The following is a 23143-nucleotide window of genomic DNA, read 5'->3' as shown; positions in this document are numbered from 1 at the left end:
AATCCTCCTCAAGCTCTATCTTTATCTTTCCTTTGTCGAGATCATCCTTCAAACCAAGTCCGGCAATTACTGCATCAACATACTCTCTAGAGTCTTCATCGAGACTTCCAAGAGGATCCTCTCGGACCGAATCATCGGCTAAAAAAAACCTCTTCCCCACAAGATCCATCGAAATTAGATTTAGTGATTCAAGCCTTTCTTCAAGAAGCACGTGTGAGTAATCGCTGTCCGTATCGACGACAAAGTCTTTTCCATCTTTGGTACTTCTTATGTTTGCAAGGCTTAGCAGAGTCCACAAGAGAATGAAATCGTTCCTTCGAAGGTGCTCCAGTATCTTTGTAAGCTCTTTGCCATCACCTATCTCAGAATCTTCGGACTTGTTTGAGTCAGCTTCGACAGCGATCGAGTCTGTCGAAGTTGTTTCATCTGCAGGGATGAGATCGGATCGCACTTTCCCCGATCCGCTCTTTAGAAGTGTCATCACTTCAAAAGTACCGCGTTTGTCTTCGGCATATCTTAGTTCTCGATTTATCTCCCAGAGAGACGAGAGAAGTTTGAAGTTCCCACCGCTGGCTTCACATACAAGTTGCTCTTTGACCGCGTCTATTACCTGTTCAAGAAAGACTTCGTAAGTCAATCCTCCGGACTGAATATCTTCCGACATCTTCAATATCTGTGACGGATCTCCAGATGAAAAGGCAGAAATAAACTCCTTCACGACCTCTTCAGGAAGAATGCCTAGAGTAGTTCTCACAGACGCTTCGCTCACATCGTCTGCAAAAGTGATAACTCTCTCCATGAGATTCACTGCGTCTCTCATACCTCCGTGAGCCGCCTTCGATATGTATCGAAGCGCTCTATCATCGAATTCTAGCCCCTCTGCCTTGGCGATTTTTCCAAGGTAAGTCATAATTTCCTTTTCGTCAAGAGGCTTGAAGTTGAAGATCTGGCACCGAGAAAGCACAGTCTCTGGAACCTTCTCAAGATTGGTGGTGGCAAGAACGAAGACAACTCTATCGGGAGGTTCTTCAAGAGTCTTTAAAAGTGCATTGAAGGCTTCTCTGGTCAGCATGTGAAATTCATCTATAATGTAGACTTTGAACCTGCCCATAACTGGCCTGTAAGATACGGCATCCCGTATCTTCCTGATCTCGTCTATCCCTCTGTAAGAAGCTGCGTCCAGTTCAACGACATCCATATGGGAAGAGGAATCAATTGCCCTGCATGAGTCACAGTCACCGCACGGTTTGACGGACTCCTCCGAGAGGCAGTTGAGCATCTTGGCAAGAATGCGGGCAGTCGTGGTCTTTCCTGTACCCCTCGAACCTGAGAATATGTAAGCGTGGGATACTGTATTGTGTTCTATTGCCTTTCCCAGGATCTCTTTCACTTGATCCTGTCCAATCAATTCACTGAAATTTCTCGGTCTATATTTCCTATACAAAACTTCAGACATCTTAATCACCCGTTCATCTGAATTATAGCAGATCGCCCGAAGTTTGTTTGGGAAAAATGAGAACACTCCAAGGAAGTTAGTGAAATGCTTAACTAACTTTTCTCCTCACCGACGTAAATGAGAGCTGTAGAAGCAGCTACTAGACTCTTCTCTTCTCCCATTTTCCTCTCAGGTAATAAAGAATCATTATGGCTGCTTCGGCTATGTCTGAAAAAACATATGAAAGCCAGACCCATACTATACTTGCTTTCATTACCGTTACGGCAATAATCAAGATCGGGATCTGAATCATCCACCTTGAAACAACGCTTCCCACGACAAAGGGAAAATTGTATCCAGATCCTCCAAAAACAGCCGAAAGGCCGAAACCATAGGCCAGAACCGAAATGCCAAGAGAGCCATACTTCAGGAAACTTGCTCCATAGCTTATTATCTCTGGATCGCTGTTAAAGATGCTGATCACAAGCTCACCGGCAAAGAAAGCGATTAAGGCGAAAACAAACATAAAAAAGAATCCAATCAGGGCAGCCGTTTTCGCGGTCGCCCTCGCCCGGCCGACGTTATCTGCTCCGAGGTTCTGCCCCACCATTGCAGATCCCCCCATACTCAGTCCCACCAGAGGCATGAAAGCCAATCCAAACAATCTGCCGGTTACACCTACTGCAGCCACGGCCGTGGTCCCGTAAAATGCGACGAATTTGAGAACCACAACTGCTGCGAGATTCCTGAAGAAACCTTCCAGACCCGTTGGAAGGCCGATTGTTAGAAGCTTCTTGTCTATGTTTCGATCTAGCCGAAATAGCCCCGACAACCTGGGCTTGACACCTTCTCTACCCGAGAAGAGAATGTAGAAACCAAACAAGAATGATGCCGTCTGCGCAATAACCGTTGCGACCGCAGCGCCGAAGACGCCAAGACCAAAGCCAGGGATCCCTGTTCCAGGTACTTTATCAAACATCATGATTGGATCGAGGACGATATTTAGTACACTTGCGACCATCATTATGTACATGGGGCTTTTTGCATCGCCTATACACCTAAGTGCAGTATTCACAGAGTACGAAGAGAACATCATCGGTAGGAAAAACAAACGAATATAACCGTAGTCCAGCGCAGATGTCACGACCTTCGGATCGGTAGTGAAAAAACCAAGTGAGGGTTTTAGAAATGCTGCGACCAGCAAGGCGGAAATAAGGGCCACAATGAATTTGAAAGTGATGGTCTGTTCGATTGCCCTGCTGGATCCGTCAAGGTCTCGCTTTCCGTAGCTCTGAGAAATCAACGATATTGAACTTTGGCCGATTATTGAATTGAGAATATCTACAATCCAGAAGAGAGTGGTGAAGATGGTCACCCCGGCAATTGCTTCGCCAGAAATGCGGCCAATCCAGAAGATATCCACTATGTCGTAGATCATCTGAGCGCTGAATCCTATCATTGTAGGAACCGACATCACGAGAAGATTCTTCAGAATATTCCCCTGAGTAAGATCTCTTGCCATTCTTGCCCCCTAAATAGCCCTTGTGAAGAGATGCGAAAGAAAACCTCTATCAATAATGAACACAGGAATTATACACCTTTTCTTTCCTTCAAACCGGACCTCTCTTGAGTAGATTTAATTATGATGCATTACGGCCTAAATCGTTGCCCTCAGTCTATCCAGAAAATTCTCCTTAATGAAGTCGATTCCATTCTCCCAGAAACTAGAACTAGAAATGTCTATCCCGGCTTTTCTCAAGAGGATTTCCGGTGAGTCGGAACCACCGCTCTCGAGCAAGACCACATCCTTCTCTTGAAAACATCAGCATTTCTGAGAAGATTGACGCACTCTCTGCCATAGTGAGAGGGGTCTCATAGTTCAGCATAGTCTACTTCGAGGACAGCACTGCATGGAGACCATGACCCAACTCGTGAGCTAAGGTCAGAACGTCGCTCATCTTGCCTCCAAAATTCGCAAGAATGTACGGATGAATTTCCGGTGATGCATATGAGCAATAAGCTCCACTTCTTTTGCCAGGCATGACTGATCCATGTATGAAGTTTCCTTCAAAGAATTCGGCATCTATACGTTCTAATTGTGGATCGAAATTTTCGGTTACCTCAAGGATCATGCTCTTGGCTTCCTGCCAGCTGAAAAGATCTTTGAAATCGCCGATCGGTGCATAGATATCGCTATGGAGAAGCGATCCCTTATTCATAATCCTTGACTTGAGCCGGTAGTAATCCTGCACCAGAGAGTACCCATTCGAAGTTGCATCTACTAGAGACTGTACTGCCCCATCCGGGGTTTCGTTCTCTCGATTCCTCATAGAAATTGGAGAAGAATAACCTCTGCTGGCTGCTTCAATATCCCAATCCTTTGCGAGAGAGTTGTAAACATTGGTCAAGACGACCCTGTTTTCCTCTGATTTTCTGAAAAGACTCACAAACGCCTTCTTTCTCACTTCGGGATCTTCGTCCCTTCTCATTGCCTCGACTTCGCTTTCCGTAAAGTTTTTCTCATCTTCGCCGATTTTCAATCTATATATGAAGCTCGAGGCGAATTCATCGTAGAGATTAAGCAGGGCTTTCTTCCCCGTCAGTTCTTTCAAAGTAAGCATCTTCTCTTCTGGTTCGCTGAGCATATGAACTCTATGAGTTCGAATAAGTTCGAGATAATGACTGTAGTTTGCTAACTCAGTTGAATTCAACAACCTTGAGAAGAAATCCCCTGAGACTTTCGACAGTTCCAGTTTCAGAAAGAGGAGGTCGCTTTCGAGCTGCGACTCAAGATCGTCGATCTTGCGGATCAGCTTCTGGATTGTCGGTACGGCCGGTGTTACTGAGTGACTCAAATATGCGAACATCGACGGCTTTGCTAATTTACTCATAACCTCTTCGATTCTTTCAAAAACTAGCCTTAGTTCGCACGCTTCTATACTCTCCTCTGCGATTCTTCCCTTGTATTCCTTCATCAGTTCGTCCTTTTTCAAAATCACGTACCGCAGGTCGTCAATCAGGGCAGGATCATTCGCTGAAGAATAGAGCTTTGTTAGGTCCCACTCAATAAACGGTCCTTCACTCAATCTAGTCAATACCTCCTTCTCCATACTCCAAAATCAGTTCGCCAAAAGAGCGGTCGCGAAGAAGTCCGGAGACTTCAATCCAGCAGGTGAAACTGTATGAACGATACGTCATGAAATCCATTTTCGTGTAATCGAGGAACTCCACTTCATCGAGTCGCATTTCTTCTCTGCCAATCCATTCACCGGTGATGCAGCAGACCATCCCTTCTTCCAACCAGTAGGGCAGTTGATACTTTCTGAGAAAGAGATGAGTCATTTCATGGGCAAGTGTCTGTGAGAGGTTGGGAACCAAGCTTAGCGGTTGCACAATTATTGTGTTTCCTTCTGCTGCCGCTACAAACCAGTAGCCGATGCCGGAGAGTTCAGAGAACTCTCCGGCCGAAGAAGCAATCAGAAGAAGATACGTTCCACCAACGTGCATTCCAGTTAGTTCTTCGAGTGCACTCCTGTAATCTTCAAGCTCGGGTATTTCCCATGACACATATGTGCTGGTAAAACAAAGAGCCGTTGTTTGAAGTAGCAGGACTGACGCTAATACTAGTAGTTTCATTCAACAATCAGTTTTACCGATTCCGTATTGGCTCTAACATCTCCATCGTACATCGCCCATGCCTGGACGGCCGGGATAATGAATTCGCCTTTAGTTAGTATCCTCCAATTGCTTTTTGTCACAAACTCTCCACCATCTCTGAAGAAGAAGGAAATTCGATCGAACCTTGCATCCTTAAACGTGTAACCCCACCAATAGTAGTCATAGTAGTAGAACTTCGTGTATCCCAGGATGTCGGCCTCGAGATTCTCTTCGACTGAAATGCCGGTGGATGGCAACATGTCTTCCAAAACCACATACGGAACATCATCGGGTATCGTTATGTGGACTTCAGAAATTATTGTTTCACCTACAGAGATAGGTTCGGGTATTCCCAATTTGATCGAGTGAATCTCTGCAGTCGCTGCATCATAGTAGCCGTATTCCAATGTTCTGATGATTATCTCTCCATCGCTAATACCGAGAACATCACCTTCGTAAATCCTCAACCCGAGTCCGTATTCGCCTAGCTTCAATTCCCCTTCAGTAATTGCGAGTTTCATCCCTTCTATGCTCTTTGAGACACTTATCTCAAGAGAACCAACTTCATCTGGAGAGAGCGTCTTTATTGAAGAGACCACGTAAGGCGAATCTATCTGCGGAGTGGTAAGGACATGCGTATCGTCCATCGGCACGGCGAGTTTCCTTCTGAGAATCCTTTCGATAGCCAGACCAGTGCTTTCGGCTTCGATCACTTCCATCTCAACCGTTGTCTCGCCGTTTGTCGAGACAACCACCATATCAGTACTCTCGACTAACATGTTCTCTCCTGCAAAGGGAACTGTTATCGAATCGGAGACATCGCCCTCGAAAATCACTTCTCCTTTCTCCGAAAGCACTTTCACTTCGGCCTCCTCGGAAAGCACATTGCTCACAGAAGAAAGAGAAAGAATGGCCATAGCCGTTGATGAGGTTCTATACCAGTAGCTGCCGTTTCCCATTTTCAACAGTCTCTTGGAGATTTCTGCAATCGTCGTAGAAGGCATTTTCAGATCGACGGATGCCTTCAAGAGTAAGGATAGAATCACAGTATCGTCGAAGAAATAGCTGAAATTCTCCCCAAGTATCGCATCATCTGCATTGAGATTAACATATTCCATTGCCTCTTCAACAAGAGCAGATGCTTTTTCACTCATATTAAGAGTCTCATAGGAAAGTGCGGTCAAGACAATAGAAGCTACATCCTCTTTGTAATCGACAATAGAGCCTATTGGATCTCTTAGCTTCCTGCTGAAGAGCACTGTTACATACTGCAGGAAGGGATCAGGGTCCTCTTTGTTCAAGCTTTTCATCGCCGAGTATCCCATTGTTATCACATCTCGATTTATGTCATAACCGTTCTCCGTAGCCAAATATAGACCCAGCATCACATAAGCGGTCATGAATGGAGTTGAACGATCATCTTTCCACCAACCCCAGCCACCATCGTAATGCTGAAAACCGTAGAGCCTCTCGAGTCCCTCGCTGACCACGACTGATACCTTTTTTACGAAAGACTCGTCTGCGCCTTCAAGAAGCTTTGAAGCAGCCAGTGCAGGAAGAAGCCTGCTCATTGTCTGTTCTACACAACCATATGGATAGTCAACCAGGTATCTGATTGCCTCAAGAAGAATCGGATCGATTGTGGAAGAGATGGTGATCGTTCCAATGGAGTTTTCAGCAAATTCAAGGGTCGTATTACCCTCGAGAAATTCCAGATTTCCAAACCGAAGATACGTAAACCTTGGTTTCAAAGGTATTTCATATTCAACTCCGTCGGACCCGCGACTTCCCTCAACAACGAATTTGACATTCAGCTTCTCCTCTTTCTCCGAAGGCAGCAGATCTCGCAGCTCTACCTCGTAAGTGAAAGATCGACTTCCAAAAGCATCTATCGTTGACCCCTTCTCCTCTATTACTTCTCCATCTAGATAGAATCCAGTGATCACGGGCATTCTGGAGTCAAGATTGTTCTTGACCGAGAAGACCAGATTCACCTTGTCACCTGCAATGAGGAACTCCGGAAGAAAGCTACTGACAGTCATGGGCTTCCAGGTTTCAAAGCTTGATTTCTCGTAGCTGAAGTCTCCGCCCAGGTCGGCAGCCAGAGCCCTGATTGTCCAGGTGTCAAGATCTTCGGGCACAACAAAGGACAATTCCGCAATTCCATTTTCGTCAGTGAAGGTTCCAGTTGACCAGAAAGCGCTGTCACTGAAAAGCTTTCTTGCCCTTACGTCTGAAGTCAAGCTCTCGTCTTTTCTTCCAAGATCGCCCATTCCAAGAGGGGCACCGCCAGTTACTTTGGATTCAGCGGCAGGCGGCTGAGATTCCAGCAGGTCACCAAGTTTAGCAATAGAAGGGTAGGCAGAATAGTAGAGATCATTGATACTAATTGTATTGAACCCTCTATTGAATGGACTGCCCAGGGACGCTTTCCACTGATCGTAGTCACCTTCAAATAGTGAAAGCATCGCCTGAGAAACCACTGCAACTGTAAGCCCCACACTGGCGGGATCTCCTTCAGCATCGCTTACATGGACTTTCATGTTGACAGTATCACCTGGTCCATATCTATCTTGAGTGAGCAAGCTTATTTTCAGGTCTCTCGAAACCGTCTGGACTCCAATCAGTTGTGACTGAACAATCTGATAGTTCTTGTATCCGACAACAAAGAGCATGAAATTGTCGTATGCATAGTTCTCTGGAATTTCAACCTCAATGGTGTTCTTTCCCTCAGTTGAGCTGAACGGAAACTGTTTGAAATCGCCTGAGAAGTCGGCAATAATCCATAAATCCATTGGTGATGACGTGTAGAATGTGACTTTCGCCTCAGATCCAGGAGCGGCAGATTCGACGGAGTCTATGAGTATGGATCCGTAGTAGTCATAATAACCGCTAGTGTAAACCGAATAGCTGTTCACCACTTCCGGTTCACCTGAAGGCGATCCGTTTATCTCGAAATAAACAACCGTGTCTGACGGTACATCTCTTAGATCAATCAGCACCTCTGCCTTTCCACCACTGTCGGTTGAAAGCTCTTTGCTAAAGATGTTGATTTTCAACTTCTTCTCAATCTGTTTGCCCTTGTCCATAAGAATCACGGGCTCTTCGTACCAGACCTTGATTTCGCACGCCTTTGAAACTGGCGTATCGTCATTCAGCTTCGTTTCAATTTTCACTACTGCCTCTATGTCAGTGAATCTGTAATCTACATCGAAGTCGAAAGTTCCCTGCACTACCTTGAACTCAACCATACTTCTTGATTGCATACCGGTATCGTCTGATACAGTGACAATTGCGTAGTATGATCCACTCTCAAGCTCTTCAACATATCCGATTACCGTATTTCCCAAACCGTCAAGCCGAGCCGATCCATTGTCAACATACTGTTTTCCTTTGTATATTGTGTAATCAACCCTGCCTAGAGAGACTGGGTCCCCAAAATAGTATTGAGACGAGACTTTTATTGTGATGGGTTCTCCTTTTCTGAAGGCCCCGATCGTAGGTTCTGATGTGGTGAAGAACGTAGGTTTCTTGTAGTCGGCAATCTGGAAGTAATAGTAGTCCTCGTTTCCTTCCCATCGGATAATAATCCTGTACGAACCTCTCGTAATCTCCGAGTAAGTTCGGAACGTCCCGCTTACGGAACCCAGATTGTCAGGTTCCAACACTTCACTGAAAACCCCTCTGTTCAAAGGATCAACTATCTCGACTTCGACAGAGTCAATTTCAGGTACTTTATAACCTGCAGGAGTAATCTCTCTTATGAATGACCTGAAGTTCACTACTTCTCCTGCTTTATATGCAGGACGATCAGTGAAAGTCAAGCAAATATCTTTCGATGAGAAGTAGTAATCATACTCTCCGGGTCTCCAGAGAATCGAACCCTCTGCTGACTGAACAAGAATCGCATCATCGACAGTGGGGAGGTAACTAAAGACAAACACTCCATTTTCTGTCCTTCCGATCAGCTCACCGTCTTTAAGTCTGTAAAGGGCAAACCTCTCAATAAAGTTCGAATCGTCTTTCTTCCAGAGTCTAAGCATTGCCCCATCTTCATGAGCAAGCAGCTGTGCACCAACCATCCGATAGCTTGTCATGAGCTTAGCGCTACCTGACTGCGATGAAACAACAATAAGCCTGAGGCCCATTAGAGCTTTCTCGGGCAAGTATATCCTTTGTTTCTCCTGTACTGTCTGTCTGAAAGCAAACAGTGGATCGCCGGAGATCCTGACATCTCCTGTGGTAATCGCCCCTGTAAGGTCCTGCTCATCAAGATCATAAATCTTGATATCGATGTAGTTATCCTTACCGTCTGTGTATATGCTAGGCAAATCGTCCAGAGAATACAGTTCTAAGAAAGATGATCTAAGCTCATAGCCGTACTGCTGAATCTGAAAGGCAATTGCCGTCAATCCAGTAAATAGAATAATCAGAAGAATCAATGAAGCCTTTCTCATCGCGTTCACCCTCCATTATTGCCGGGGTAGAAACTTGAAAGCGTATACCCCGAGATAGTTTTCGTTATTGTGTATCGGTAACCACTGATAAGGCATTGTTCTCAGATAATCTTCCATTCTCCAGAGCTTAAGAACACCTGAATCGGTTTCGGAAAGGGGTCCGGTATGATAGATTAACCCATCGCCAGTGTAAATCATCGAGTGAAAAGTTGATGGAGAGGGGTGGTGAAAAAAGATTATATCTCCAGGTCTTGCGACGCTGAGATCCCTGCCCTTAAATACCATACTACTACGGACAAGGTTGTAGGCATCTGCAAAATAAGTGAATTCTCCTTTATTGCTAATGAAAATTCTGTTCTTCAAGATTGGAATATCCGGGTAGTTATACTTCTTAACGTCGGGAATTGCCTGAAAATCTATCCCTGTCTTTTCATACCAAAGCTCTTTATCAATGTCCGAATCAAAAAACCATTGTTCGTCGTGCCTTTTAAGCGCCTCTCTGGCTGCGAATCTAATCAGCCCACTGCAATCTCTTTCTTGTGAGCTCCATCTGCTTGAGAATTCAATGACCTGATAGGCTGAGATGTTCACGAACCATGCTCTAAAACTTTCGGCGTCTTCCAAATCAAGGACCAGTTTGTCAGGAAAGCCGTCTGAGTCACTATCGATAAACTCTTCGAACTCAAGGGAAAGACTCTTGCGAGCCCTAAAGAGTCCCGAGAACGAAATAACTATTACGGCATCCTCGTCATCTGCACGAAAAGAATAGACCGAAGAGTTACTTTCGCTTGTGAACCGTTCCAGAGTTGCTCCTCTAACATGGGAGAGTATGGGTCTCTCATAAGCCGAATGAGGTACTGAAATTGAGAAAAACTCACCCCGTCTGATGGGGCCTGGCTTTGCTGTTATTGCAGTGTAATCACGTTTGAAATTCAGATAAGTTGCAGAGATGGCAATGGTTGTTAAGGCAATCAAAAAAAGATAGACGATGTTGATCCTATTCAAAAAAATCTCCCCTCAGAAATCCCCTCGCAATGACTTACCGTCTATAAGACTGAAGGCAAAGTTTTTGGTTCGAGGACTGTCTCTGACAAAACGACCACTCCTCTCCTATATCTTTCCATCTAATTGAGGATTTCCATCTCATCGAGGGAATGAAAAATTGGCCTTGTCAATCTGTTATTATTAGAGCAGAAGAGAACCGGGAGGTGACGATTTGCGAAAGAAAAACGCTCTATTCACTTTAGCAGCCATTATATTCTTTATTTTGCTTACTTCTGGTTGCACTGGATATATACTGGCAAAACCAGATAGCATAGTAACTAGACTGGAGAGGGAGATCAACAGGGGAAGGGAAGACAGAATTCTTGAGCTTTATGCAGAAAAGATTTGGGTCGCCACTTCGGGAAGTCCTTCGGGAAGGCTCCTTTCAAAACAAGACGTCGCCTATTTCTATAGTGAGTTTTTTGAGCTCTACGATGGTATTACTTACAGAGTGGAAGTTCATGGAACTGAAAGAGATTCGCGAGAAGCAACAATAAGTGTGTTCTTCACTCTAGACTACTCGTATGAAGAGAAGAAGGACTCAAAGAGCGGTGAGAGTACTATCTTACTTACGGGAATCGGAAGTCATTGGAAGATTTCGGGAGAATTCAACAATCCGATAATTAGTTTCTTTTAACCCGCCTCCATGTAATAATAGACTGAGGGCTATCCCCAATTCTGCAAAGATGTAAACGTTGCGCTGAGTGGTACATTGACCTGTTCTCTGGAATCACTTTTTCTTTGATGAACAGCAATCTATTTCTCGGTTTCACCTATTGCTGCCATCACTGAAGCGACAATCGATTCACTTGATGCAGTCGCTCCAGTTACAAGATCCACTTCAAGACTCTGGGCTTCGACAATTCTGTCTGTTAAGACTTCTGCACTTCGGGCATATCTGTCCGAACGATTCTGAACAATTCTTATCTCGACTATGCTCCCATCCCGTATCTCAACCTCAAGTGCAACGTAACCTTCTCTTCCAAGATAAACTCCATCCTCCAGATTACCAGCTGTGAACTCATCTGCTGAGTCTTCTCCTGTCTAGTGATCTGCCAGTTGAATTGAATACTACTCCGATTATTACCATCGAGATAACTAAGAAAAGAGAAACACTAACCGTGTATTTCATTTATACCTCTCGTCTGCCATCACTAATCAAGGAAATTATCTCTCGCATCTAGGCAAAAGAGACTTCCTGAATGAAATATTCTGATTACAGTTATCGGATTTATTGTATGATTCAGAGCATTCACCAGGGAGAGATCTTGAAAGACTCTATACAGCAGCAGAACTGGAGGAAATGATCCCCATGATGTCGTCAAACAGCAGCTTAGTCGCGCCCTTACCCATCATGACGCTCTTATCTATCTTCTTCACTGAATGTATCACAGTCGAATGCTGTTTCCCGGTTTCTCTAGCTATCTCCGTTACTTGCTTTCCAAAATGATTCTTCAGGATGTACATTGTCAGCTGTCTTGCCAGAACAATGTCTTTGCTTCTGCTTCCTGACTCGATCTCTTTTCTCGTCACTTTCATGATTTTCTCGATTGCAGAGTAGATCTGGTCGATAGGTCTTTGAGAAACAGGAACATTCACTGATCCTGTGAACGACTGAAGAATCTGAGTCGCCAGAGAAAGATCTATCTGAGATCTGAAAACACTGCTGTGAACAATGAGCTTTATAATCGCCCCCCGCAATCTTCTCAAGTTCCCGTCAATGTTGTCTGCAAGGACTTTCGCAACATCGTCAGGCAGTGAAACCGATTCTCTCTGCGCCAGTTGCTTAGCAATATGGAACCTCGTTGAAGGTTGAGGCTCCTGGATCGACATAAGCATCCCCATCTGGAACCTTGATTTGAGCCTGCTGTGAAAGGTTTCCAGCTCCTCAGGATTTCTGTCAGAACAGATTATCAGCTGCTTTCTAGAGTCATGAAGCTCATTGAACGAGTGGAAAAACTCATTCTGAACCCCCTTCTTTCCAATGAGAAACTGTATATCATCAATCAGAAGAATATCGGACTTCTTTCGATAGTGATCTCTGAACTTCTGAATGTTGTTCTCTTTTATCGACTGAATCATGTCGTTCATGAACTGCTCGCTGGTGATATAGAGCACTTTCTTATCGGGAAAATTGCTCATGGTTTCTTGAGCGATAGCTTGAAGAAGGTGTGTCTTGCCTAGACCTACGCCTCCATAAACGAAGAAGGGGTTGTACTTTCCTGGACTTTGAGCTACATCCAGTGCAACTTCATAGAGAGCCTTATTTTCGCTACCGACGACGAAATTGCCGAAAGTGTATTCGGGGTTTAGATTTGAGATCATTAGCGGTTTTCTCTTCAACAATGAGCCGGAGGTCTGCGGACCGGTGGAATCCTCTGAGGGCATCGCTTTGTTTTTGTAGATGATTTCAAAGGGTATTCTCTTGCCGAGGAGCTCGGCTATAGAATCGGAAATTGCTCCCCCATACTTCGTCTGAAGCCAGTCCTTTATAAATAGATTTGCAACAGAGAAAACGACCTTCTCTTCTTCAACTTCCTTCAATTCGAATGTGGAGAACCAGTTGTCCCAAGTTTTCTTTGAGACCTTCTTCTTCAGAGTGCTTATGATCGAATTAGACACAACGACCTCCACGGGATATTAGCTGTAACCCTGAAGTGAACCGCATAATAGGAAATACAGAATAATAAGTAGTACCGAAGCACTTACTACTATACCAGACTTAACACTCAGAAAAAATAGACAAATTTTGTGTTCCACTACAGAAAGGGGCAGACCATTTGTCTGCCCCTACATGTGATCGTTAAGAATTGGAAACTATTCTACTTTTATTGACTGAACTGGACAGGAATCAGCGGCATCCTGTGCACAAGCGGCTTCTGTTTCCGGGACAATCGCTTCTGCCTTTCCGTCATCATTCATCCTGAAAACGTCGGGACAAATCCCTTCGCATACTCCGCATCCAATACAAGTATCTTTGTCTACGTATACTTTCACACTCACACCTCCACCAGAAAAATCATGTGCATTATATCATGACCTTGCATTCTTCTACTATTATCTTGGCCATCTCCAGACCAACTCTCTTCTGACCCTCCGACGTACTTGCTCCTACATGAGGAACACAGATGACGTTCCCCAGTCCGATAAGTTTCCTTCTCAACTCGTCGGACGGCGGCTCCACCTCAAAAACATCAAGGGCGGCTCCAGAAACCTTGCCTGAAACGAGCCCATTATAGAGCGCCTGCTCGTCTATTGTTCCTCCTCGGCTTGCATTGATAATGATAACGCCGTCCTTCATCAGGGAGATCTCTTTTTCGCCAATTATATGTTTCGTTTCCGGTGTCAGAGGGATGTGAAGAGAAATCACGTCGGACTTCTCTAGCAGGGATTCAATTGTGGTCATGAGCTCAACTTTCATGTCCGTTTCCTTGACAAATGGATCGAAGGCACAGACATTCATGCCAAAGGCAATCGCTCTCCTCGCAACTTCTCGTCCAATAGCTCCGAAACCTATCAGCCCAATAGTCTTGCCAAAGATTTCGACACCCTTGAGCTCCTTCTTCTCCCACTTTCCTTCCTTAATTCCGTATGTACCTCTTGGAATATGCCTGACAAGTCCAAGAAGCAATCCGAAAGTCAGCTCTGCCACCGATATCGCATTTGCGCCAGGAGTATTTCTAACAATGATATTGTGTTTCCTTGCCGACTCAACATCAACGTTGTCCAGTCCAACTCCGGCTCTGGCAATTAGCTTAAGCTTCTTTCCAGCTTCAATGACTTCAGAGGTGACCTTTGTCGCGCTTCTTACAACTAGCACTTCAATCTCGGGCATTATCTTCATCAACTGATCTTTGTCGAGATGCTCTGCAGATATCTGGAAGAGATTGCTGTCTTCGAGTATCTTCATAGCGGTTTTGTCAAGAGGATCGTTAGCATGAAGTCTGAGCATCACGCACCCTCCTCTTCAAATATCTCCATAGCTACTCTTGCTCCAGTGCCAAACTCAACCTTGAATCCAAGCCTTCTCAAGACCTTTTCCAGAGAAGTAAGCGCAGTCACAACATCATAGTCAGACATGTAGCCTAGATGAGCAATTCTGAAGATGTTCCCTTTCATTGTCCCCTGTCCGCCGGCGATTGTCACTCCATATTCATCTCTCATGATAGAAACGATTTTGCCTCCGTCAACACCTTCCGGCACTTTGACAGAAGTGAGAACGTTTCCCGGTCTTCTGGAAAACAGCTCCAGTCCCATGGCCTTTATAGCTTCTCTTGTTGCCTTTCCCATAAGTTCGTGCCTTGCCCAGACATTCTCCATTCCTTCTTCAAGGAGCATTTTAACTGCGAGACTCTGCTGATAGATCAGATTTACCGCAGGCGTCCATGGAAGAGGGTCTTTGAGATATTTCTTGAGATTGAAATAAAAGCTTGTAGATTTAGTGTTCTTTGCCTTTTCAACAGCCTCTTTGCTGAAAGATATGAAAGCCAATCCAGGAGGCAGCATAAAGCCCTTTTGAGAACCGGAAACGACAATGTCCAATCCCCATTCGTCAGTGAGCAAGGGCTCGGCAACCAGACCGCTAATACCATCAACGGCGATCAGCTTTCCTGCCCTCTTGACGACTTTGCTGATGCCTTCGATATCCATTACGGTACCTGTAGATGTTTCACTAAGAGTTGTCAGAACCGCAACCGCATCGGGATTATCATTAAGAGCCTTTTCAACCAATTCGGGTGTGTAGAAATCCCCATACTCTCTCTCGATCAAGACAATCTCTGCACCGAAAGTCTTTGCGAGCTCTAGCCATCTTTCGCCAAACTTTCCAACACTGCAGACTATGACTTTCTCGCCAGGATTTACAATGTTCGTTACGGCCATCTCCATGGCACCTGTTCCTGAAGAAGCAAGAATGAACAGATCGTTCTCAGTCTTGAAAACCTTCTTGGTACCGCTTACTGCATCTTCATAGATCTTCTTGAACTGTGGAGTCCTGTGGTGAATAGTATCCCTAGCGCCTTCAAGGAGTACATCGATAGGAACCGGCGTGGGCCCGGGAGCAAGTAAGTAGTTCTTCTTAATCATCTTTGCCAATTTTGGCACCTCCAATTCAATCTCGTTTGGTTTGATTTCTGTATCGAAATAATCCACTTGATGTACTATCAAAGACAATAATGAGAAACAGAGAACATTCGATTTCTCATCTATAGTTTAGAACACGAATGTTTCTATCGCAACGCCCAGAATCTTCAAACAAAGACAATGATTATTGGTAGAAGCATTGCATCACTCTTTTACTTTGTTTTGCGCCCTACAGATTGCCGTCCCCATTTATTGAAGCGTTACGAAGAGCAATCGCCGGAACGACTGTCCTGTAGGGGAGCGTTTTATGTACTCATAATGCTAAGATGAGAGAAGCAATCAAAAAACTCGAAGGAGTGAATCGTTTGAAAAATCTGGTTCTCTTGGTAGTCTGGCTTTTCGTAGCTCTTTCACTCTTTGGGGTTTCAGCAATTCATGAGGCGTCCTGGGGTGTTCAGGGCGCCACCGATGGTCAGTTAAGTGATCCGCATGGTCTTGCCTCCGATAACAAAGGCATGATCTATGTGGCCGATACCTTGAACCATCGAATCCAGATCTTTGACAGCAATGGAAAGTATAAGGCTTCCTTCGGCAATTATGGAAGCGCAAACGGTGAATTCCTTTTCCCACATGATGTTGTAGTGGATTCGGAGGGATACATCTATGTTGCAGACTCCCAGAATGGGAGGGTTCAGAAATTTGACAACCGGAACGAATTCGTGAAAGCCTGGGGCACGAAAGGACCTGAGCCAGGTCAGTTCGATGGTCAGATGTTCATGGCAATCGACGGTTCCGACAAGATATACATTGGGGATACATTCAATCAAAGAGTTCAGGTCTTTGACAATGAAGGAACCCTCTTGATGACGATGGGGGCAAAGGTGAACATGTTCGATGCAATGAATCCCGGTAATCTTGCTTCGGTATCCGGTGTCGGAGTAGACATAAAGGGGAACGTCTACATTTCCGACGATATAGTGAGAAGAATCCAGAAGTTTGATGGCAAAGGGAATTATTCGGCTGAATGGGCCGCAAGCTATGCTGGAAATTGGGGACAACCCGGAGAATCAGTAATCGACCACCTCGGAAACCTTATCTACATAAATAAAATGACCAGCAAGATTGTTGTCTTGGATCCAGAAGGAAGCTTTCTTTATGAGTGGGGAGGCTCAGGAACAACTGTCGGTTTCTTTTCGAGGCCAATTGATATATCTCTCGGCAGCTATGGACACGTGTTTGTTCTTGAGCAGTCGGGCAACAGGATTCAGAGGTTCAGGATAGCTAACTGATACTACTTCTAACAACCAAGTGCAAGAAATCACCGTGGAACAAGTCGAAAGGAAAAGGAGGCTGATTTATGAAGAAGTTTATGGTCATATTGCTACTGGCTGTGTTGATTACGAGTTTTGCACATTCACAGAGGCTTCTGCCACAGGACAGCGCCAGATTCATTAGTATCGTGACAGAGGGTACTTTCAACAACTTCCCGGACAAACTTATCGGAGAGTCATTTGAATCATTCTTCGAGGTAACGAGGTGGAAGTACTCCAGAGTAGGGAGTGAGAACTTCGTAGAATTCACCGGAACCTTCACAGATGAAAACAACGAAACGACCACAGTTACGATGCGCTTCTCTGTTAAGGAAGAGGACTCGACTTTCCTGATGGACTACTGGGAGATTAATGGAGTCCCACAAGACAACGCAAATCAATTTGCATTCCTTGAGAAGATCTTCCTTCCTGACAGGGCCGACGTAGCGATTTCGATCGTCAAAGACGGGTACTTCTATGACTTTCCAGACAAGTTCATCGGAGAATCATTCAGCGTCTTTTTCATCGATGGTTACTGGGATTACTTCGTTTCTTCAGACAATCCAGATGTTGTAGAATTCGTGGGATCTTTCTACAATGAAAATGGGTTGGCACAAGCGGTTTTTCAGTTTGTGGTCGATGTCGAGCAGAGAACATTTGAAATCGAGTATCTGGGAATCGACGATGTTACTCAGGACGAGACAATGATTGACGCTACGCTTAATTCGATCTTCGCAACCAAGATCGCAGAAGTCAAGAATTCTTATTTCGACGTCTACTACAACTGGATGACTCTGGGAGAAGCTTTCGATGGCTTCTTCTATGACGCATACTGGGACTACTTCGTCTCTACCGATGATCTTGACATTGTAGAGTTTAATGGGAGTTTTGATCTAGGAGGTATTCCTGCAGAAGTATTCGTCCAATTTGAAGTGTATGATGATGGAAGCTTCGACCTCTATTACTGGGAAATTGACGGATACTATGAAAGTATAAATGCATTCTATTTGCTTCTTGAACTGATTTACTATTGATGCTCCAGAATAGGAGGCCCTAACGGGCCTTCTATTCTTTACTGAATGCTCGGGAAATCCCTCCCTGTATACAACGGTTACGTATTAACAGAACTAAACTCAACTGTCTCGCTCGAGTTCATCTCTTCTACTGAACAGTCATTATGACATCTTCCAAACCAACAAACGCTGATTTTGCAATTTCTAGTATATTCTGGCTGTCTTATGAAAAGATAACTCTCATTAATTACCGTTCGGCTACCTTGACAGATTGAAGAGGAGATTTACTATGAGAGCAGTTTTTTCGTTTGCGCAATTTCAGTTCTGGTCTTTTTCACCTTAGGATCGATCGCTTTAGCCGGACTTGAAGATGTTTCTCTTAATGATCTTGACCTTCTAACCTTCTCGACAAGTGAGTCGATGTTTACAATTCAGCATCATCGAAATTCGATAAAAGTCCGGCAATTCAGCTTACGTTTTGGTAGAAGGAGAAATCTTTGACCTGTCATCTTTGCGTCTCTGGTCTACCGGCAACCACATGGGACTCCATAATTCCGGCCAGGAACTGACATACGAACTGAAAACACACTCTCTCCTCACAAGGAGGCGAAGACCTCCGATATCAAGTCGGTAGGATTGCAGGTTGTGACTCTTGAAGAACTTGAGAGTTAAGACGGCAAGGACGGCAAAAAGAGCTACGTTGCAGTAGAGGGTAAGGTCTATGACTTTTCCAGATTCAGCAGGTGGCCGAGTGGCTCGCACCAACTCGGTACTCATCTCGGCGGAAACGAGTTAGCCTCTGAGTTGCTGAAAGACTCTCCGCATGGTATCCGTAAGATTTCGGGAGTCGATGTGATTGCGGCACTTGGTATCACAATTGATAAGCTCAAGAAAATGGACGGGCATGACGGCAAAAAAGCATACGTGTCCGTGGAAGGGAAAGTCTACGACGTCTCTGAGCTATCCTTCTGGCGGAACGGTTCTCATCAGGGCGATCTCCATCTCGCCGGCAACGATATCACAAAGGAAATTCTCACCGACTCTCCTCATGGGTTAGCCATACTTGACAGAGCCTATCTGGTAGGGCTTCTGGTATTTACTCGCGAACAGCTTGCTCGATTCAACGAGATGGCTGAAAACAAGAGGTATGTAGCATACGATGGCACAGTATTCGATGTCTCCGACTTGGAACTCTGGGAATTGGATTCCGGGATGGAGTTGAGTGGTGAAGAGGATGATACAGAGATCGAGCGACTCCAACAGGCAATAAAAATCGGCTACCTTGTCAATAACTGAGCTGAAGATTGGGTTTCAGCAGATAATTGGGAGTCTCTGACTTCGATCTAGAAGAGAACCGAAACAGTTTCTCCAGAATTTCGGAGAAGCGTACAATCATCTGACGCAATTTGGAAAATGCAGTTGGGATCGTTTGGGAGAAAGGATTTCCAGAAGGGCCGGTTTTCGAGAGCATTTGCCTTCTCATGAGCAGAGTTAATTATCTGAATGAAGGCAGCTGAGAAATGCGGCCCGGAAAACTGCCAGATCCATGTGCTGACAAAGGAGAGCGAGCCTTGCTCCCGAAGAGTCCAGGTCAGATCTTCCGAACTTCGAATTCTTTGAGGGAATAAGCTATACCGTCAACTTCCAGCCTTGTCTTGTGCGAAGACGAATTCAGAAGGATAGTGTGAGATTCCGTTCTTGTGATCCTACCAAACCCGTCTAATCTCCTTCGGATTCCCGCTTCGACGAGCAGGCTTTCGAGAAACTCCGTATGGGGAACTGAACTCAGGTAGTACTTGTTCACGCTCCTTACCAGGGCGGGATGACCAGGATATGGCCCGTCAAGATAGACTCCAAGTATTTCACAGTCGTCCGCTGGGAGGATTCTTTCCGCAACAAAAGAACAGGAGAAAACACGATCAGCGAACGATATCTTCACTGTCTCTTCAATCCCGCCGGCATCACCGACTCGAATGCCGATCAATTCCTCTAGAAAGCTGTCTTCGCTTTTCTTGATGAAATTGTGACCATCTTTTTGATCTGTAAGTGCCGTGAAGAAAACCTTCCCTCTAAACCTCTTCAACTCTTCAACGAAACATCGCTCAAGCTTAAGACTCGAAGGAACGAAAGCAACCGAGTACCCTTCCAGCGAGTCTCCGGGAAAAACAAAATCGACGTTGTAGCCAAGATTCCTTATTGCCCTGTAAACTGGCAGAATCGCATCGAGTAAGAGATCGAATCTATTGTTGAGATTGTCCGTCTCGTTTATCCAGAAGTTCTCATAATCATAATAAATTGCCGCTTCTCTCTGTGGAACGACCGCATCCCAGTTACTCAGTTCCTGAATGACTCTTGAAAAAACCTTTGCACGTTCAGTAGGTTCGCCGTCATAATCCAGAAGACCTGTGTGAAACTGCTCGGCACCAAATGGCAGTTGCCTGAATCTGAAGATGAGAGATCCGAAAGCACCGTGCGCGAAAGACTGCTTGACCCAGAATGCCAGTTGATCGGCATTGTGAGAGGAATTTATCGCGCGCCAATTTACCCTTCCAGGTTGTTGCTCCATCACGAGAAATGGCTGCTTCTTGAGACAGCGCATCAGGTCATGATTAAGTGCTTGAAGATCCGGGTCATAATCGGCCACAATGTAGTTGTCCCAAGATACGAAGTCGATGGAGTCCGAGAGTTTCTTATAGTCAATTTCCGTGAAATTGACCATAAGATTATGAGTTATTGGCGCCTCGCTCTTCGTTTCAATGATTTCTCTCTGCAAATTATGATAATCTATCGCAGAATCAGAGGAAAACCTCCTATAATCTAGTACCAGCGAAGGGTTAGGCGATGTCAAAGTTCTTCTGGGCGGGTCTATCTCTTCCCATTCATTGAAAATCTGACTCCAAAAGACAGTCCCCCAAGCTCTGTTGAGGTTCTCGATGGAACCATACTTTTTCTTAAGCCAGTATCTGAATGAAGCGGCGCAGTCTTCACAATAGCAGACCGTCGAATTATGGCATCCGTATTCGTTATCGATTTGCCATGCGACTATCCTGGGGTCTTTCCCAAAGTGGTCTGCAAAAGCCTCGACTATTCTTGCCGTTTCCTCGCGATAGATCTTCGAGTTGAAGCAGTAATGCCTACGGCTTCCACTTGCGATCACCAGTCCATTGACATCCTTCTGAAGTATCTCGGGATACTTCTTCGTCAGCCATGGTGGGGGCGCACACGTAGGAGTTCCCATAATTACCTTTATTCCTTCTGAATCGAGAAGATCAATCACCTCGTCAAGAGTGGAAAAATCGATTTCATCTCTTCTTCTTTCGACTACGCTCCAGGAGAACTCTCCTATACGTATCACGTTTAAACCCATTTCCCTCATCATTTTGACGTCTTCTTTCCAGCGCTCGCGAGGCCAGTGCTCCGGATAGTAAGCTGCTCCAAACCAATTCATCCCTTAACACTCCCAACTGTAAGTCCTTCTATGAAGTACCTCTGGAAAAGAAGGAATACTACCAGAGGAACAACTGCTGCAATTATAGACCCTGCAGCCATCACATTCCAGCTCGTAATCCATTGACCCTGAAGATTGACAAGACCCAAGGTAACCGGCTTGAATCTGTCGCTTTGTATCAGTATTAGAGACCAAAGATAGTCGTTCCATATCCATGTGAACTCGAGAATTCCCAAAGCTGCCATAGCAGGTACTACGAGAGGCAAAACGATTCTTCTGTATATCAAGAAGTGACCCGCTCCGTCAATCATCGCGGCGTCGAATATACTTGCAGGAATTGTCTTCATGAAGTTTCTCAGGAAGAACGTGCAGAAACCAAGCTGAAATGCAATATGAAAGAGAATAACACCGATATAGCTATCGTAGATTCCGAAAGAGATCGACATACGATATACGGGTATCAAAAGCATCTGAAAAGGAATCAGCATACCTCCGACAAAGATCATCAAAATAGTTTTGGAAAGTCTGAAATCGTACCATGCCAGCGCGAATGCACCTAGACTGGAAAGGAACAGAGCGCCAAGAACGGATGGTACCGTAATTATGAAGGTGTTCATGAAGTACCGGCCCATATTCGCGTCCTGCCAAGCAGTTGCGTAATTCTCGAATCTTAGTTCTTTTGGTGGTTCCCACCATCTTCTTCCCATCATGAGTTCATCCATGCTTTTCAGTGAAGTAAACATCGTTATGACAAAAGGCATTAGCCAGACTAGCACCAGGAGGGTGGCGAATATGTAGAAAAGGGTCTTCTTCATTCGTTTCCGACCTCCTTTTTCAACACATTCCGCATATATACCACAATGAATACCAGAGTAATCAAGAACTGAATTGTTGCAATTGATGATCCGTAGCCCATCCTGTAATTGTTGAATGCCTTAATGTACATGTAATTCGCCATCACAGATGATGAGTAGAAAGGTCCACCGCGTGTCAGAACATAGACAATATCGAAAGCCCTGAGAGAATCGATAACGCTTACTGTAACAGCCACAACGGTCGCGGGCTTGAGCATCGGAAGAACGACATTCCAGAATCTCTTCCAGGGACCAGCGCCATCAACCGTGGCAGCTTCGACCAGTTCTTTCGGAACACCCTTTAGCCCGGCAAGAAAAAGAACCATAGCGTAAGAGATCTGCCTCCAAGACGCTGCCATTATCAGAGAGTAGGTTACCACGGAGGGGTCGCTCAACCACGAAACACCTTTGAATCCCAGCAACGCCAAAAGACTGTTCAAAACGCCGTTTCTAGGCTCGAGAATCCAGGACCAGATTTGTCCAATGACAACGAAGGAAAGGGTCATAGGAAGGTAGATTAGTGTCTTGTACACTTTGTTTCCCTTGAAGCCTTGGTCAAGCAGAAGAGCAATCCCCAGGCCCGCAGGTACACATACCACCGCAAATCCAATCAGCCACTTAATATTGTTGATCAATGAAACAATAAAATATGGGTCTCTGAACAACTCTCTGAAGTTGTCCAGGCCGATAATATCTTTGGACATCGAGACCCCGTCCCAGCTGGTGAAGCTGAGAAGAAGCGTACTGATCAAGGGATATATGACCCATATAGAATACATCGTAAGAGGAAGGGCAAGGAAAGCCCATGGAACCCATCTCTTGCTTCTCATTATTTCCTCCAAA

The 23143-nt window shown here is 45.1% G+C and carries 19 protein-coding genes; 4 read left to right on the top strand and 15 right to left on the bottom strand.

The window, feature by feature from the left end; translation table 11 throughout:
* From dnaX to B3K42_RS05910, 7 genes are all read right to left on the bottom strand, one after another.
* A partial coding sequence (gene dnaX, locus B3K42_RS05940; protein ID WP_292597536.1) for a DNA polymerase III subunit gamma/tau occupies window positions 1-1456 on the bottom strand: 1456 nt, incomplete at its 3' end.
* Window positions 1457-1595: 139 nt separating this feature from the next.
* On the bottom strand, window positions 1596-2957 hold the full coding sequence (locus B3K42_RS05935; RefSeq protein ID WP_292597533.1) for an MATE family efflux transporter: 1362 nt from the start codon (window positions 2955-2957) through the stop codon (window positions 1596-1598).
* 135 nt (window positions 2958-3092) lie between these two features.
* Entirely contained in the window at window positions 3093-3233 is a 141-nt protein-coding gene (locus B3K42_RS05930; protein ID WP_292597530.1) for a hypothetical protein, read from the bottom strand.
* A gap of 91 nt (window positions 3234-3324) precedes the next feature.
* On the bottom strand, window positions 3325-4530 hold the full coding sequence (locus tag B3K42_RS05925) for a M3 family metallopeptidase (RefSeq protein WP_292597527.1): 1206 nt from the start codon (window positions 4528-4530) through the stop codon (window positions 3325-3327).
* On the bottom strand, window positions 4523-5071 hold the full coding sequence (locus B3K42_RS05920; protein WP_292597524.1) for a hypothetical protein: 549 nt from the start codon (window positions 5069-5071) through the stop codon (window positions 4523-4525). Before B3K42_RS05920 ends, B3K42_RS05925 begins: the two co-directional genes overlap by 8 nt.
* Window positions 5068-9549, bottom strand: a complete 4482-nt coding sequence (locus tag B3K42_RS05915; protein ID WP_292597522.1) for an MG2 domain-containing protein — start codon at window positions 9547-9549, stop codon at window positions 5068-5070. Before B3K42_RS05915 ends, B3K42_RS05920 begins: the two co-directional genes overlap by 4 nt.
* 15 nt (window positions 9550-9564) lie before the next feature.
* Window positions 9565-10554 carry a DUF1175 domain-containing protein gene (locus tag B3K42_RS05910; RefSeq protein ID WP_292597519.1) on the bottom strand — a complete coding sequence of 330 codons (990 nt, stop codon included), beginning with the start codon at window positions 10552-10554 and terminating at the stop codon, window positions 9565-9567.
* Between the two features lie 211 nt (window positions 10555-10765).
* Between B3K42_RS05910 and B3K42_RS05905 the strand changes: the two genes are divergently transcribed.
* Entirely contained in the window at window positions 10766-11230 is a 465-nt protein-coding gene (locus tag B3K42_RS05905; protein ID WP_292597516.1) for a hypothetical protein, read from the top strand.
* Between the two features lie 119 nt (window positions 11231-11349).
* Here B3K42_RS05905 and B3K42_RS13855 read toward each other — a convergent pair whose 3' ends face one another.
* The 5 genes from B3K42_RS13855 to B3K42_RS05885 all read right to left on the bottom strand — a co-directional run bounded on the left by B3K42_RS13855 (window position 11350) and on the right by B3K42_RS05885 (window position 15687).
* Complete coding sequence (locus B3K42_RS13855; protein ID WP_414674511.1) at window positions 11350-11598, bottom strand: FMN-binding protein; 249 nt, start codon at window positions 11596-11598, stop codon at window positions 11350-11352.
* A 273-nt stretch (window positions 11599-11871) separates the two neighbouring features.
* Window positions 11872-13215, bottom strand: coding sequence for a chromosomal replication initiator protein DnaA (dnaA, locus tag B3K42_RS05900; RefSeq protein WP_292597513.1), 1344 nt, complete (start codon window positions 13213-13215; stop codon window positions 11872-11874).
* A gap of 195 nt (window positions 13216-13410) precedes the next feature.
* Window positions 13411-13590 (bottom strand): ferredoxin, encoded by a 180-nt coding sequence (locus B3K42_RS05895; RefSeq protein WP_292597509.1) that lies wholly within the window; start codon window positions 13588-13590, stop codon window positions 13411-13413.
* Window positions 13591-13621: 31 nt separating this feature from the next.
* Window positions 13622-14545 (bottom strand): hydroxyacid dehydrogenase, encoded by a 924-nt coding sequence (locus B3K42_RS05890; protein WP_292597506.1) that lies wholly within the window; start codon window positions 14543-14545, stop codon window positions 13622-13624.
* Complete coding sequence (locus B3K42_RS05885; protein WP_349680959.1) at window positions 14545-15687, bottom strand: alanine--glyoxylate aminotransferase family protein; 1143 nt, start codon at window positions 15685-15687, stop codon at window positions 14545-14547. The genes B3K42_RS05890 and B3K42_RS05885 overlap by 1 nt, the downstream gene beginning before the upstream one ends.
* A 353-nt stretch (window positions 15688-16040) precedes the next feature.
* Between B3K42_RS05885 and B3K42_RS05880 the strand changes: the two genes are divergently transcribed.
* The 3 genes from B3K42_RS05880 to B3K42_RS05870 all read left to right on the top strand — a co-directional run bounded on the left by B3K42_RS05880 (window position 16041) and on the right by B3K42_RS05870 (window position 19294).
* Window positions 16041-16964 carry an NHL repeat-containing protein gene (locus B3K42_RS05880; RefSeq protein ID WP_292597503.1) on the top strand — a complete coding sequence of 308 codons (924 nt, stop codon included), beginning with the start codon at window positions 16041-16043 and terminating at the stop codon, window positions 16962-16964.
* Between the two features lie 68 nt (window positions 16965-17032).
* Entirely contained in the window at window positions 17033-18019 is a 987-nt protein-coding gene (locus tag B3K42_RS05875) for a hypothetical protein (RefSeq protein WP_292597500.1), read from the top strand.
* Between the two features lie 831 nt (window positions 18020-18850).
* A complete protein-coding gene (locus tag B3K42_RS05870; protein ID WP_292597498.1) occupies window positions 18851-19294 on the top strand; it encodes a cytochrome b5 domain-containing protein in 444 nt (147 codons plus the stop codon).
* 295 nt (window positions 19295-19589) lie between these two features.
* Here the strand turns inward: B3K42_RS05870 and B3K42_RS05865 are convergent, their stop codons facing one another.
* The 3 genes from B3K42_RS05865 to B3K42_RS05855 are packed head-to-tail and all read right to left on the bottom strand — an operon-like array spanning window position 19590 to window position 23130.
* Entirely contained in the window at window positions 19590-21446 is a 1857-nt protein-coding gene (locus tag B3K42_RS05865) for a beta-galactosidase (RefSeq protein ID WP_292597495.1), read from the bottom strand.
* On the bottom strand, window positions 21443-22261 hold the full coding sequence (locus tag B3K42_RS05860) for a carbohydrate ABC transporter permease (RefSeq protein WP_292597492.1): 819 nt from the start codon (window positions 22259-22261) through the stop codon (window positions 21443-21445). The genes B3K42_RS05865 and B3K42_RS05860 overlap by 4 nt, the downstream gene beginning before the upstream one ends.
* Window positions 22258-23130: a carbohydrate ABC transporter permease gene (locus B3K42_RS05855; RefSeq protein ID WP_292597488.1), complete on the bottom strand. Its 873-nt coding sequence runs from the start codon at window positions 23128-23130 to the stop codon at window positions 22258-22260. The genes B3K42_RS05860 and B3K42_RS05855 overlap by 4 nt, the downstream gene beginning before the upstream one ends.
* Between the last annotated feature and the right edge of the window lie 13 nt (window positions 23131-23143).

It is taken from the genome of Mesotoga sp. UBA6090 (assembly GCF_002435945.1).
Taxonomy (GTDB): domain Bacteria; phylum Thermotogota; class Thermotogae; order Petrotogales; family Kosmotogaceae; genus Mesotoga.
The sequence above is the reverse complement of the archived record's forward strand: the minus strand, read 5'-3'. Positions and strand labels throughout refer to the sequence as shown.